Below are 13750 nucleotides of genomic sequence, written 5' to 3' on the forward strand. Positions count from 1 at the left end.
AGGTGCTTGGGCCGGGTGGCTCAGGCCTCTGTTTCTTCGCCTTCTTCCAGGACGCTGTCCTCGAAGATCTCTTCAGCCGGGACAACCTGCTCTTCGCTGGCGACCTTCTGCTGTTCTTCCGCCTCGGCAGCGGAACGGGCAATCACAACCGCCACATCCACCGATACTTCCGGATGCAGGCTGACAGGCACCGTATAGCTTCCCAAGCTCTTCAGCGGCGTGTTCAGGACAACCTGGCGACGCTCGACCTTGTAGCCGGCTTCGCGCAGGGCTTCCTGGATATCACGCGCGGCAACGGAACCATAAAGGTGCCCGCCTTCAGATGCCTGACGGATCAGGACGACGCGGACGCCGTCCATCTTTGCGGCAACGGCTGCGGCTTCATCGCGACGCTTCAGGTTGACAGCCTCGATCTCTGCGCGCTGGCGCTCGAAGTAGGCCATGTTGTCCTTGTTGGCACGCAGGGCCTTGCGCTGCGGCAGCAGGAAGTTGCGGGCATATCCGGACTTGACCCGGACAACATCGCCCATCTGGCCAAGTTTTTCGATGCGTTCAAGCAGAATCAGTTCCATGGACCGTACTCCCTTACTTCACGACGTAAGGCAGCAGGGCCATGAAGCGGGCGCGCTTGATGGCGCGGGCCAGCTCGCGCTGCTTCTTGGCCGAAACCGCAGTGATGCGGGACGGAACAATCTTGCCGCGCTCGGAAATGTAGCGCTGCAGGAGCTTGATGTCCTTGTAGTCAATCACCGGCGCACCATTGCCCGAGAAGGGGCAGGTCTTGCGGCGGCGGAAAAACGGACGACGGGGCGCAGCCATCAGTTGACTCCCTCGGCACGGTCGTTGCGGTCATTGCGGAAGCCGCCTTCACGGGGGCCGCGGTCTTCACGCGGGCCACGGTCGTTGCGGAAGCCGCCTTCACGGGGGCCACGCGGACCACGGGGGCCACGCTGCTCGCGCTCTCCCTTCTGCTGCAGGATGGCCGAAGGACCTTCCTCCAGGGCATCAACGCGCAGGGTCATGTAGCGCAGCACGTCTTCATTGAGACGCATGACGCGTTCCATTTCCAGGACAGCATCGGCCGGTGCATCGATGTGCAGCAGGACGTAGTGACCCTTGCGGTTCTTGTTGACCCGGTAAGCCAGGCTGCGCAGGCCCCAGAATTCTTTTTTGGCAATTTTGCCACCGCGTTCGGTGACAATGCCGGAAAGCTCATCGGCCAAGGTTTCCACCTGCTGGGTGGAGATATCCTGGCGGGCGATAAGCACGCTTTCGTACAAAGGCATTATATAAACCCCTTCTGGATTCTCTTCCCGCACCCCGTGTCTTGGGGGCTGCGAGCATAGCCGGACCATCCGGCAAGGAGTAACGAAGGGCGGCACTATACGCCATTTTGCCCGGCAGGCAAGCAAAACCGGGCTGTTCGGACAGCTGTTTCCGGGTATTCGGGGGACGGGTGAACACTTTCTGTTTGTTTTCCACCGCTTGGTGAATGCTGCATGACGGTATGACTTGACATCGGCGGCCAGGGTCATCACCTTCGCCGCGTTCTTTAAATTCATGTCCGGAACAAAGGTCAGTACTACGGATGTTACGTGCATTTGTTTTTCCCGGCCAGGGGTCACAGGCCGTTGGTATGGGGTGTGCGCTGGGGGATGCGTTTCCGGTTGCCCGGGCGGTTTATCAGGAGGTTGATGACGCCCTGGGCCAGAATCTGTCTGCCCTGATGGCCGATGGGCCGGGCGACGCGCTGACCCTGACCGAAAATGCCCAGCCAGCTCTGATGGCCGTCTCAATGGCGGTTGTCCGGATTCTGGAAAGCCGGGGCCTTGATCTGGCAACGGCCGCTTCATTCGTTGCCGGGCATTCCCTGGGTGAATACGCGGCCCTGTGTGCAGCGGGCGCCCTGAGCATAACGGATACAGCCCGGCTGCTGCGGATTCGGGGACGGGCCATGCAACAGGCGGTTCCGGTCGGGGAAGGTGCCATGGCTGCCCTGCTGGGTCTTGATCTTGAGGAAGCCCGCGCCATTGCTGCCGAGGCTGCCCGTGACGGGGGGGTGTGCCAGGCTGCCAACGACAATGCGCCAGGGCAGGTCGTGATATCGGGAAGCCGTGCGGCAGTTGAACGGGCCATTGCGATTGCTGTGGGCCGTGGCGCCAGGCGGCCGGTCATGTTGCCGGTGTCGGCGCCTTTCCACTGCGCCCTGATGCAGCCTGCGGCTGATGCCATGGCCGAGGCTCTGGCGTCTGTTGCCATCGCACCGCCTGTGGTGCCGGTTGTGGCCAATGTGACCGCGGCTGCTGTGCAGGACCCGGATACAATCCGGCGCCTTCTGGTCGAGCAGGTCACCGGTGCAGTGCGTTGGCGCGAAAGTGTTTTGTATATGAAAGAGCAGGGCGTGACGGACCTGGTTGAATGCGGTGCCGGCAAGGTCCTGACAGGGTTGGCCCGGCGTATTGACCGCGACATGTCTGCGCAGGCCCTGAACACACCGGAGGATATCGATGCTTTCTTCACCACATCTGTCGCCTGATGCGTCTGTCGGGTTTTGCGCCGGGGAATCGGACAAGGAAAAGGGCCGTGCCATGTTTGATCTGAGCGGTGCCTGTGCGTTGATTACCGGGGCCTCGGGTGGCATTGGCGGGGCTGTGGCCCGTGCCCTGCACGCCCGGGGGGCTGTTGTCGCCCTGTCCGGAACGCGCCGTGACGCGCTGGAACAGGTGGCGGCCGAGCTGGGAGAGCGGGCGTTCGTAACGCCGGCAAACCTCTCGGATCCGGATTCGGTTGCCGCCTTGGTACCCGCTGCCGAAGCGGCCATGGGCAAGGTGGATATCCTGGTCAACAACGCCGGTCTGACCCGTGACAACCTTGCCCTGCGTCTCAAGGACGAAGACTGGGATTCGGTGCTGCGTGTCAACCTGACCAGCTCGTTCCAGCTGGCCCGTTCCTGCCTGAAGGGGATGATGAAGCGCCGTTTTGGCCGTATTGTTTCTGTGACCTCGATTGTCGGCGTGACCGGGAACCCGGGGCAGTGTAACTATGCGGCTTCGAAAGCCGGCCTGATCGGGATGTCGAAAAGCTTGGCGGCCGAGGTTGCCTCACGCGGGATTACTGTCAACTGCGTAGCCCCGGGCTTCATCGCCACCGCTATGACGGAAGGCCTGCCCGAAGCCCACAAGGAAAAGCTGAACGCGGGTATTCCTGCTGGTCATATGGGGTCGGCAGATGATATTGCAGCCGCTGTCGTCTACCTTGCCTCGCGCGAGGCGGGGTACGTGACGGGCCAGACCCTGCATGTCAACGGTGGTATGGCCATGATCTGACAGGGATTTCCGTCAGGGCATTGTATTGGTGTTCTGTGAGTCTGGTATTGTGTTCTGTCCTGTGTTAGGTCAGAACGCTTGCAGCCGGATATAGTGACGAAGATCGGGGCGGGTGCCCGGATTTTACTTGACCGGATGCGTTATTAAGTTCAAATCGGGCCAGCTTCGGATCCTGTATTCCCGAAGCGGCCAAAAACTGAAACCGAGGAACAGACGAATGAGCAACGTCGCCGAGCGCGTGAAGAAGATTGTGATCGAACAGCTGAGCGTAGAGGCCGAAAAGGTGACCGAAACTGCCAGCTTCATCAACGATCTGGGTGCTGACAGCTTGGATACCGTCGAGCTGGTTATGGCATTCGAGGAAGAATTCGGCGTCGAAATCCCTGATGATGCAGCCGAAAAGATCCAGACTGTGAAGGATGCCATTTCCTTCATCGAGGCCAACGCGGCCTGATTTTACGGCACAAGTCTGCCGGCTTTGGGGTGGTTTCCACGGTGTGGGACCATACCCGGGGCCTGTGGATTTGTTACCGTTTTTCAGGAACAATAACGGAAACAGTGTGTGATGAGGCGAGTGGTCATTACCGGGCTGGGTATGGTTACCCCGCTGGGTAGCGGTGTCCGGGGAAACTGGGAGCAGATTCTGAAGGGCGTGTCGGGCGTTCGGGCTATCGGGCGTTTTGACGTTGGCGATCTGCCGGCCCGCATTGCCGGCCAGGTGCCGGTCGAGGAAAGCCATCCGTGGCGCTTCGACCCTGATGCGGTGGCTGCAGCCAAGGAGCGGCGCCGTATGGACGACTTTATCGTCTACGGGCTTGCAGCCGCAATCGAAGCTGTCGAAGATTCCGGTTGGATGCCTTCCGACGAGGAAGAGCGCGAGCGGACCGGGGTGATTATCGGGTCTGGTATCGGCGGGTTGCCGAGTATTTCAGAGTCGGCCATGACCCTTGCCAACAGCGGTCCGCGCAAGATCAGTCCGTTCTTTATTCCGTCTTCTCTTATCAACCTTGTCTCCGGGCATGTGTCGATCCGTTATGGATTCAGGGGACCGAACCATGCCGTGGTGACGGCCTGTTCAACAGGTGCCCATGCCATTGGTGATGCATCCCGTATCATCAAGTATGGTGATGCCGATGTCATGATTGCCGGTGGTGCCGAGGCCGCAGTCTGCCGCTTGGGGATTGCCGGTTTTGCCTCTGCCAGGGCCCTGTCCACTGGTTACAATGATACGCCGGAAACAGCATCCCGTCCCTGGGATAAGGGGCGTGACGGCTTTGTGATGGGTGAAGGGGCCGGGGTTCTGGTTCTGGAAGAGTATGAACACGCCCGCAGGCGCGGTGCGAAGATTTATGCCGAGGTTCTGGGGTACGGAATGTCCGGTGATGCCCACCACATTACTGCTCCGGCCGAGGATGGAAACGGTGCTTTCCGCGCAATGCGCAATGCGCTGCGTGATGCCTGCCTGGATGTCTCGGGTGTGGATTATATCAATGCCCATGGTACATCGACCCCGCTGGGCGATGAAATCGAGCTGGGGGCGGTGAAACGTCTGTTTGGCGAACAGGCACGGGCCCTGTCCATGTCGTCGACCAAATCCTCTATCGGTCACTTGTTGGGTGCTGCCGGTGCCGTTGAGGCAATTTACACCGTCAGGGCCTTGCAGGATCAGGTCTGTCCGCCGACATTGAACCTGAATGATCCGCTGGATGGGTGTGATGTTGACCTTGTGCCCAATCAGGCCAAGCAACGTTCGATCAAGGTGGCGATGTCAAACTCCTTCGGGTTTGGCGGGACCAATGCCTCCTTGGTGATCGGGGCTGTTTGATCCGGGTTTCCCGGTCGTTGACAAGAAGGAACCGCCGGGGCATGGGCTGCGGCGGTTCTTTGATTCTGGTATAAGGTTGGTTGGGCTTTCAGGATGGGTGTCGTGCGGTTTCTGGGGAAATTATTCTTTTTGTGTGCCGGTGTGTTGGTAGTCTGTGCGGGCATCTTTGCTTTCCGGGTCCACCAGCGTTACGAAGAGCAGGGCTTGCATGAGCAGGATGTTGTGGTCCTGATTCCGCGTGGATCGGGTTTGGCTGGCATCGCGGAACGTCTGCACGGGGCCGGGTTGTTGCCCGGGCGCCTGGATACCGAGATCTTCTTGCTGTCAGCCCGGCTCGACGGGCGCAGTGCGTCGTTGAAGGCCGGCGAGTATGCCATTCCCGCCAGAGCATCGATGGCGGCTGTTCTTGATCAGCTGGCTGCCGGAACGGGCATGGTCCGTTATCCCTTGACCATTCCGGAAGGCTTGACGACCGCAGAAGTGCTGCATCGTGTGCGTGATATGGCGGTTCTGGACGGAGAGCTGACGGTTTCTCCGGGAGAAGGCACCCTGCTGCCGGAAACATGGCAGGTTATGCGTGGGGACAGCCGCGATGCGGTGGTGCGTCGTATGATGGGGGCGATGGACGATACCCTTGAGGCATTGTGGTCACAGCGGGTAGAGGGACTTCCGCTGAAGGACCGGCAGCAGGCGTTGATCTTGGCGTCTGTTGTCGAGAAGGAAACCGCTGTTCCCGGGGAACGTCCGCGGGTTGCTGCGGTTTTTATCAACCGGTTGCGTCTGGGGATGCCCCTGCAGTCCGATCCCACGGTCATCTATGGTCTCAGCCCGGATGACGGCAGTCTGGACAGGGCACTGCTGCGCAAGGATCTGGAGCAGGATCACCCGTGGAATACCTATACCCGTCCGGGTCTTCCGGCTGGCCCTATTGCCAACCCAGGGCGGGAGTCCATCGCAGCCGTTCTGGCGCCGGCACAGACAAAGGACCTGTACTTTGTTGCTGACGGTACGGGCGGGCACGTCTTTGCAGAGACCCTCGACGAGCATAACCGCAACGTTGCCCGCTGGCGCAAGATCAGTCGGGGCAAGGAAAGGGCAGACGCCCGCTAGCCTACGGGCCAGTGTTCCATGCCCCGGCCTTCACCAACTGCACTGTCCGCGATGCCGCAGCAGGTGATCGGCCAGCGTAACGGCCACCATGGCTTCGGCCACGGGAACGGCGCGAATGCCGACGCAGGGGTCATGCCGTCCGGTTGTGCGGATGGTGATGTCCTGTCCGTCCTGGTCCACGCTGCGTCTGGGGGTCAGGATGGAGGATGTTGGCTTGACGGCCAGACGCACGACAATCGGTTGACCACTGGAAATGCCGCCCAGAATGCCACCGGCATGATTGGACAGGAATGCGATGCCCCCCTTGTCGGTCTGTCGCATCTCGTCGGCATTGTCTTCCCCTGACAGGGCTGCTGCCGCGAAGCCGTCGCCGATCTCCACCCCCTTGACCGCGTTGATGGACATCATGGCCCGGGCTAGGTCGGCATCCAGCTTGTCATAGACGGGTTCCCCTAGCCCGGCCGGAACGTTCTCGGCCATGACCTCGATAATGGCACCACAGGACGAACCTGCCTTGCGGGCCTCTTCCAGCCTGCTTTCCCATTCTGCCGCCGCAACAGCATCGGGGCAGAAGAAGGGATTTTGCCCCACCGTACTCCAGTTCCAGCGGTTGCGGTCAATCCGGTGAGGGCCCATTTGCACCATGGCACCGCGTATGGAAATCCCGTGGGGGACAAGGTGGTCCAGAACCCGGCGGGCAATGGCACCGGCAGCGACCCGCATTGCCGTTTCACGTGCCGATGAACGCCCGCCACCGCGATAATCCCTGATGCCATACTTCAGCTGATAAGTCAGGTCAGCATGTCCGGGGCGGAACTGGTTGGCGATATCCCCATAATCGCGGGAGCGCTGGTCGACATTCTCCACCAGAAGCCCGATGGGCGTTCCGGTCGTCTGCCCGTCGAACACGCCGGACAGGATCTTGACCGTATCAGGCTCCCGCCGCTGGGTCACAAAGCGGCTTGTGCCGGGTTTCCGCTGGTCCATCCATGTCTGGATGTCCTCTTCGGACAGAGGGATGCGGGGGGGAACGCCATCCACCACACATCCCAGGGCCGGTCCATGGCTTTCACCGAATGTCGTGAACCGGAACATGGTTCCGAAGCTGTTGCCGGCCACGTGTCTCAGTCCTTCCGGAATTGGCCGAGCAGGTCTGACAGATCGCCGGCGCTGGCTGGATTGAGCATACCAACCGTGTGATAGCCTGCATCGACATGATGAATTTCCCCGGTCACGCCCGAAGACAGGTCGGACAGCAGGTACAGGCCGGAATGACCGACATCGTCAATCGAAACATTGGTTCGCAGCGGGGCGTTCAGTTCATTCCAGCGCAGGATCAGGCGGAAATCACCAATGCCGCTGGCGGCCAGGGTCTTGATCGGGCCGGCGGATATGGCGTTGACGCGGATCTTTTCACCGCCCAGGTCAACGGCAAGATAGCGGACGCTGGCTTCCAGGGCGGCCTTGGCCACGCCCATGACGTTGTAGTGCGGCATCACCTGTTCGGCGCCGTAATAGGACAAGGTCAGCAGGGAGCCGCCATTCTTCATCAGCGGGCGGGCACGCCGGGCCACCTCGGTAAAGGAATAGACCGAGACGTGCATACAGTTCAGGAAGTTGTCCAGACTGGTGTTGTAATAGGGGCCTTTCAGCTCTTCCTTGTCGGAAAAGGCGATGGCATGAATGACAAAGTCAAGTTGCCCCCATTCCTTTTCAAGAGTGGAAAAGCAGGCTTCCAGGCTGTCGGTATTGGTAACATCGCAGGGCAGAACCAGGGAACTGCCAACTCCGGCGGCCAGGGGGCGCACACGTTTCTCCAGGGCTTCTCCCTGAAAGGTAAAGGCAAGTTCAGCCCCGTGGGCTGCACAGGCGCGGGCGATCCCCCAGGCAATGGAGCGATCGTTGGCAACGCCCATGACCAGGCCTTTTTTATTGGCCATCAGCGGCGCGGGAACATTCATCAGGACCTCTTAGCAGCGGTGAGACAACAAGTGGTTCTGCCGACAGGCAGAAAGGCGGCATCCTACACCAGTTGCCATGGACGTCAAAGGACCAGCATGGTGTACGCCAGAATTGGTTGCGCTGGCGTGTTGGTACCGGTGTCCTAGCGGATCCGGTCATCCAGTCGCTCTTCAATCAGTCCGCCGGGGTCCTGGTGAATTGTGACCTCGGACCCCGGGTAGGCCTGGCGTATGGATGTTGCCACGGCCTCGCAGATATCGTGGGCGCTGCCCAGGGTCATGTCCCGTGGCAGGGTCAGGTGCAGCAGGATAAAGGTCTGGAGCCCGGAACGCCGGGTTCTCAGGTCATGGGCATCGATGACCCGTGGATCGTGCGCGGCCAGGGCCAGGATCCGTTCGCGGTCGGCATCGGGTAGCTCCCGGTCCATCAGGTTGTCCAGGGCATGGGCCGTAATGCGGACAATGCTGTAGACCAGAACGCCGGCCACGATCAGCGCACACAGGGGGTCAGCCCATGTCCAGCCTATCTGTGAGGATGCCAGCAGGGCGACAATGACCCCCATATTGATCATCAAATCCCCGGAGTAGTGCAGGCTGTCGGCCGATACGGCAACGGACCCGGTCAGCCGGACAACCCGTTTCTGTGCGGCGACAAGGCCCAGGGTCAGGACAATACAAACCAGCATGACAGCAATGCCGGTTGTTTCATGCTGTACCGGTTCAGGGGTGATCACGCGCGATACGGCCTCTATGCTCAGCAGGACAGCCGATATACCGACAAACACAGACTGGGCCAGGGCTGCCAGGGGTTCAGCCTTGCCGTGACCGAAGCGGTGATCGGCATCCGGCGGTACAAGGGATTTGCGGACGGCCAGCATGGTGATCAGGGATGCGGCAAAGTCCAGGCCCGAATCGATCAGGCTGGACAGCAGGGCGACCGAACCCGACATCCACCAGGCGGCAAACTTGATGGCAACCATCAGAACCGCCATCCCGGTTGCCAGGGCAGTCACACCGCGCATCAGGCGTGCGGCCTGCTCCGGGCTGACAGAGGTGGGGGTTTCCGGGGGTGCTGTGTTGTCTGTCATGGTGTTTCCATGGGGAGCATGCTGTATCTGGTGTGGGCGGAAACGGGGTTTTCGATTGATGGCCAAGGTGGGTGGCGTGGTCCCGGTCTGTTATGGCGTGCTGCCGGGGAACAGGTCCCGGGCCAGCCTCTCAACCTTGCGGGGTTTTGCTGTGGCCCCCAGTCCTATCATGCAGGGAAAGCCCCGCCAAGCGAGGTTGGTTGCAGGCAGGACGGTCCGGTTACGGATACAGGCGTTTGGTTGTCCACGTTCCGTCGCTTTCGGCTGTGTACACGATGCGGTCGTGCAGGCGGAAAGGGCGGTCACGCCAGAATTCAATCTGTGCCGGCACAACCCGGAACCCCGACCAGTAGGGGGGGCGGGGTATGTCTCCAAAGCCGAATTTGAGGCCGTATGTGGCGATGCGTTTCTCCAGCTCGAAACGGCTGCCAAGCGGGCGGGACTGTGAAGAAGCCCAGGCCCCGATCCGCGAATCCCGCGGGCGGGAGGCGAAATAGGCATCGGCCTCGGCCTCGCTGACGGTTTCTACGTGCCCTTCCACGCGGATTTGCGCCCGCAGGGACTTCCAGTGCAGGCACAGGGCTGCGCGGGGGTTTTCCTGCAGGTCCGTACCCTTGTGGCTTTCCCGGTTGGTGTAGAACACAAAGCCCTGGTGATCGAAAGACTTGAGCAGCACCATGCGCGAGGACGGGTGCCCCTGTGCATTGCACGTGGCCAGGTTCATGGCATTCGGGTCGTTGGGTTCGGATGCTTCCGCAGCTTTCAGCCACTGGCCGAACTGGACGATGGGGTTGGCGTTCTCGTCAAGGGAAGTGCTGCTCATGGTGGGGCAATCCTGCTGGGCATGCTGCGGGTCTTGTGCCGTTTCCGGGCGCATTGCTCCCCCACCATAACGCCTGTTGTTTCCGGTTCCCAGAAAAACAGGATGTATGCAATGGATGGGTTTGTATTGTCCGTGTTCTTGTGCAGGGCTTGCGGTTCTGTCAGCCTGCTCCCACTATAAGGGGTGGGCGTGTATGGGCAGGCTGTGACGGCTTCCGGAATCCGGGCCTGCCGCTTTCCGGTTCCACGGAGTGATGGTGCATGCAGGATCCCTATGTTGTTTTGGGGGTACCCCGAACGGCAACGAGTGCCGAGATCAAGAAGGCATACCGTGCCCTGGCCCGCACGGTGCACCCCGACTGCAACCCTTGCGATGACGGGGCCGGGGAGCGTTTCCGCGATGTTACGGCGGCCTATGACCTGTTGTCGGATCCACGGCGCCGTGCCCGTTTTGACCGGGGCGAGATCAATGCCGATGGCAGCGAGCGGGCCTCTTCTTTCCGCTATGCCAGGGGGACAGCCGGACGGTCGCCATGGGGATACGGCCATGAGGACGATGGAGCCTCTGATGATGACCTGTTTGCCGATCTGTTGCGCCGGACCGGGTATCAGCACCGCGGCGCATCGCGGCCCGGATCGGATGTGCGCTATACGCTGTCTGTAACGTTCGAGGAAGCGGCTCTGGGTGGGGTCAAGCGTATCACCCTGGCTTCGGGCAGGGCGCTGGATGTGAAGGTTCCTGCAGGCTGCGAGACAGGCGCTGTTTTGCGTCTGAAAGACATGGGGCTTCCGGGAGCCGGCGACGGTCAGCCCGGTGATGCCCTGGTGGAGGTGACTGTGCAGGATCACCCCCTGTTCCGGCGTGATGGTCTGAATGTGCTGGCCGATATTCCGGTATCCCTGTCCCAGGCTGTCTTGGGCGCGCGGGTGACGGTGCCGACGGTTGACGGGCTTGTGCAGCTTGTGATTCCGTCCGGATCCAACACAGGAACCCAGTTGCGTCTGAAGGGGAAAGGGATTGTCCGTTCCGGTTCCGGAAGCGGGCGTGGCGACCAGATTTGCCGGTTGATGATTGTGCTGGAAGATCCATCGGACCCGGTTCTGAAGGACTTTCTGCAAAATGCCGGCGTTGCGCAGGGGCTATAGAATCGGGTCCAGTATGGCCTGGTGTCTGTGCAGAAACGACGTTTTCGGGCCTGCCTTCCAGGATGGTGTCAGTCTGTGTCGTGAATGTTGGCTCCCAGCCTCTTGTTTTATCAGGCTCTTGGGCATGATGGCAGCCGGCTTTGGTTCTGCGCCGGTATTCCGGTCTGTGCGGGGATGATTGTCGGCGCCCTGCCTCTGTGTGATGATCCCTGCATTCCGGCCTTGTGCCTGGGGCTTGTTTCCCGGAGAGAGACCTTGAGCGCAGAACGACAGAATGAATCCGCCTTTGTTGACGGAGTCTTCCATGACCTTCTGGGGCTTCTGGAAGATACCCGGTCTTGGATCACTGATTCGGACCAGCAGAAAAAAGAGAGCGCTTCCTTGCCGCCGGAAGCCCGTATCGGGCTGACCCGTGACCTGTCTACCTTGACCAGCCGGGCAACGGCGGCCATGTCGGTGGTTCTGCTGTACAAGGCCCTGGACGAGGATGCCTCGCAGATCAAGGATCCGGGCGGCCAGCTGGACGAGCTGTATGCCGAGGTGGCACGCGGTGTCGGGTCTCCCGGCAAAACGACAACGCCGAAGTTGGCAGATCTTATGGTGCGGGCCCAGGATGTTCTGGGATCTGTATCCGAGGTGCGCCGGATGATCCTGTCGCAGATCAATGCCCCGCGTCACTGACCGTGCGGGATGGAGAGGGTGACGGTGTGATCGTGTCGGCCAAGTTTCCTTCCTGTTGGGTACTGTTCATGGTCAGGTGCGCCCGCATGGCATAAAGCGGGATCTGTCGATACAGGGGGATAACGGGTGCCTCTGCGTCAAGGATGACCTGTATTTCTGCCAGTCGCGTGCCCTTATCTCCGGCGTTTCCTGTTTCCGCAGCCGCTGCCAGCAGTCTGTCCATACGTGGATTCTGCCACCCTGTCCGGTTCATCTTTTGTGTGCTGCCGAGAAGTGAAGAGGCAGGATGCATGGGGGTCCGGATATCCAGGGCTATTCCCAGCAACATCAATGAATAGTCCCCATTCCCGGCGGCCCGGTAGAACCGTTCCGGATCAACGGGTTCTATGACAACTGTTACCCCGATCCGGCTGAGTTGCAGGGCTATGGTGTTGGCAATTTCAAGCGCGGATACATAGCGGTCTTCCGGCATATGCAGGGTAACCGTGAAGCCGCCTTCCCAGCCGGCCTCGCGCAGGAGCTCCCTGGCTTGCTCCGGCTCTGACCGAAGCTGTGTCGGATGTACGGAAGTGGGCAGGGGGCTGTCGGTTGGTTCCGCGAAGCCGCACAGACTGTCTTCTGCCAGGGTCTGGCGGTCAATTGCCAGTGAAATGGCCCGTCGAACCCGTGGGTCATGCAGCGGGTTCTTGTTGGTACTCCGGTTTCCGGTTTTCAGGACAAACGGGCTGTGGCGCTTGCGGGTGTCAGGGGCCAGAAACAGGAGTTGGTCGGGTTTCAGGCTGGTGACCGTATAGGCGGGATTACGGACCAGACGGCTTGCATCAGCAGGAGGAAGTTGTTCGATAATATCAACATGCCCGGCAATCAGGGCAGTAACCCGAAGGGCATCATCGGGTATGACGCGCAGGATAACGGTATCCCATTGTGGTGGCGGTCCATGGTAGCTGGTGGAAGCCCGCAGAATGATTTCCTGCTTCTGGCGATCGAATTGCTGGATCTGATAGGGCCCGCTTCCTGTTTTTTGCAGCAGTTGGTCAAAGTCAGCCCGGCTGGCCATAACAGCCTTGGCCGGTATGATCTTCAGAATACTCAGCCGGTATGGAAGATCCGGAATGGGGTCTGTTGTGTGAATGCGCAGGACATGGGGTGACAGGATCTCTGTCCGCGCAATGGCAGACAGGTAATCGCCGAAGGATACCGGGCTGTCGCGCACCGACCGGGCCCGTTGGATGGATGATGCCACGTCATGTGCCCGCAAGTGTGACCCATCGTGAAACCTGACGCCTTTCCTGAGGGTGAAATCCCATGTATTCGGTGCTGGCTGTGCCCACTTTACGGCCAGGGATGGAGCAAGGCGCCCATCCTGATCGCGTGTGATCAGGGTATCGTAGATGTGTGAGAGCAGCAGGATATCAGGCATGTAGACATGGCGGTGCGGGTCCGCCGATATGATTTCCGAAGCGAGGGCAATGCGCAGGGTTTTTTCCGACAGGTTGCGTGCGTACGCCGCGCTGTGGCTTGCCAGGACCAAGGCTATCACCGCGAGGATGGCTCCCCTTTTCCATATCTTCTTCTGCAGGTTTTCGGGCTGTTGTGTCATTGTGCACCTGTTCCTGACGCGATCATTATGGCCGTTGGTGTTGCATGCCGGGGCTTGTGTCAATGATAGATCCGGAGACCGGATAGCGCCTGCAGACTCCATGTGGCTGTTGCGGTATGGACTGTGGAAGGATGGTCAAGAAGCTGATAAAGTGCAACAATTCAAGTCAGTTTCGGGCCTGTTTGTTGACA

Annotated in this window: 15 protein-coding genes; 7 read left to right on the forward strand and 8 right to left on the reverse strand. The window is 60.3% G+C overall.

The window, feature by feature from the left end; translation table 11 throughout:
* Window positions 1-20 precede the first annotated feature (20 nt).
* The 3 genes from rplI to rpsF are packed head-to-tail and all read right to left on the reverse strand — an operon-like array spanning window position 21 to window position 1286.
* Window positions 21-572, reverse strand: a complete 552-nt coding sequence (gene rplI / locus HEQ72_RS03730; RefSeq protein WP_168019760.1) for a 50S ribosomal protein L9 — start codon at window positions 570-572, stop codon at window positions 21-23.
* A gap of 13 nt (window positions 573-585) precedes the next feature.
* A complete protein-coding gene (gene rpsR / locus HEQ72_RS03735; RefSeq protein WP_168019831.1) occupies window positions 586-822 on the reverse strand; it encodes a 30S ribosomal protein S18 in 237 nt (78 codons plus the stop codon).
* Window positions 819-1286: a 30S ribosomal protein S6 gene (gene rpsF, locus HEQ72_RS03740; RefSeq protein ID WP_168019758.1), complete on the reverse strand. Its 468-nt coding sequence runs from the start codon at window positions 1284-1286 to the stop codon at window positions 819-821. Before rpsF ends, rpsR begins: the two co-directional genes overlap by 4 nt.
* Window positions 1287-1588: 302 nt before the next feature.
* Here rpsF and fabD point away from each other — a divergent pair, with 302 nt between their 5' ends.
* The 5 genes from fabD (at window position 1589) to mltG (ending at window position 6261) form a co-directional block, all read left to right on the forward strand.
* Window positions 1589-2536 carry an ACP S-malonyltransferase gene (gene fabD, locus HEQ72_RS03745; RefSeq protein ID WP_168022603.1) on the forward strand — a complete coding sequence of 316 codons (948 nt, stop codon included), beginning with the start codon at window positions 1589-1591 and terminating at the stop codon, window positions 2534-2536.
* A gap of 52 nt (window positions 2537-2588) precedes the next feature.
* Entirely contained in the window at window positions 2589-3326 is a 738-nt protein-coding gene (gene fabG / locus HEQ72_RS03750) for a 3-oxoacyl-[acyl-carrier-protein] reductase (RefSeq protein WP_168022677.1), read from the forward strand.
* 217 nt (window positions 3327-3543) lie between these two features.
* The gene (locus HEQ72_RS03755; RefSeq protein ID WP_066134645.1) at window positions 3544-3780 is read left to right on the forward strand and encodes an acyl carrier protein; all 237 of its coding nucleotides are present in this window, start codon (window positions 3544-3546) and stop codon (window positions 3778-3780) included.
* A gap of 111 nt (window positions 3781-3891) precedes the next feature.
* A complete protein-coding gene (gene fabF, locus HEQ72_RS03760; protein WP_168022604.1) occupies window positions 3892-5151 on the forward strand; it encodes a beta-ketoacyl-ACP synthase II in 1260 nt (419 codons plus the stop codon).
* A 93-nt stretch (window positions 5152-5244) separates the two neighbouring features.
* Complete coding sequence (gene mltG, locus HEQ72_RS03765; RefSeq protein ID WP_168022605.1) at window positions 5245-6261, forward strand: endolytic transglycosylase MltG; 1017 nt, start codon at window positions 5245-5247, stop codon at window positions 6259-6261.
* Window positions 6262-6291: 30 nt separating this feature from the next.
* Here mltG and aroC read toward each other — a convergent pair whose 3' ends face one another.
* The 4 genes from aroC to pdxH form a co-directional block, all read right to left on the reverse strand.
* A complete protein-coding gene (gene aroC, locus HEQ72_RS03770; protein ID WP_168022606.1) occupies window positions 6292-7380 on the reverse strand; it encodes a chorismate synthase in 1089 nt (362 codons plus the stop codon).
* A gap of 5 nt (window positions 7381-7385) precedes the next feature.
* Entirely contained in the window at window positions 7386-8222 is an 837-nt protein-coding gene (fabI, locus tag HEQ72_RS03775; RefSeq protein WP_168019748.1) for an enoyl-ACP reductase FabI, read from the reverse strand.
* A gap of 143 nt (window positions 8223-8365) precedes the next feature.
* A complete protein-coding gene (locus tag HEQ72_RS03780; RefSeq protein ID WP_168022607.1) occupies window positions 8366-9310 on the reverse strand; it encodes a cation diffusion facilitator family transporter in 945 nt (314 codons plus the stop codon).
* Between the two features lie 220 nt (window positions 9311-9530).
* Complete coding sequence (pdxH, locus tag HEQ72_RS03785) at window positions 9531-10133, reverse strand: pyridoxamine 5'-phosphate oxidase (RefSeq protein ID WP_245184111.1); 603 nt, start codon at window positions 10131-10133, stop codon at window positions 9531-9533.
* Window positions 10134-10393: 260 nt separating this feature from the next.
* Here pdxH and HEQ72_RS03790 point away from each other — a divergent pair, with 260 nt between their 5' ends.
* Window positions 10394-11278: a DnaJ C-terminal domain-containing protein gene (locus HEQ72_RS03790; protein ID WP_168022609.1), complete on the forward strand. Its 885-nt coding sequence runs from the start codon at window positions 10394-10396 to the stop codon at window positions 11276-11278.
* 84 nt (window positions 11279-11362) lie between these two features.
* On the forward strand, window positions 11363-11959 hold the full coding sequence (locus HEQ72_RS03795) for a hypothetical protein (RefSeq protein ID WP_168019740.1): 597 nt from the start codon (window positions 11363-11365) through the stop codon (window positions 11957-11959).
* Here the strand turns inward: HEQ72_RS03795 and HEQ72_RS03800 are convergent.
* Complete coding sequence (locus HEQ72_RS03800; protein WP_168022610.1) at window positions 11940-13559, reverse strand: ABC transporter substrate-binding protein; 1620 nt, start codon at window positions 13557-13559, stop codon at window positions 11940-11942. The genes HEQ72_RS03795 and HEQ72_RS03800 overlap by 20 nt on opposite strands.
* Between the last annotated feature and the right edge of the window lie 191 nt (window positions 13560-13750).

Source organism: Haematospirillum sp. 15-248 (assembly GCF_012102665.1).
Classification (GTDB): Bacteria; Pseudomonadota; Alphaproteobacteria; order Rhodospirillales; family Rhodospirillaceae; genus Haematospirillum.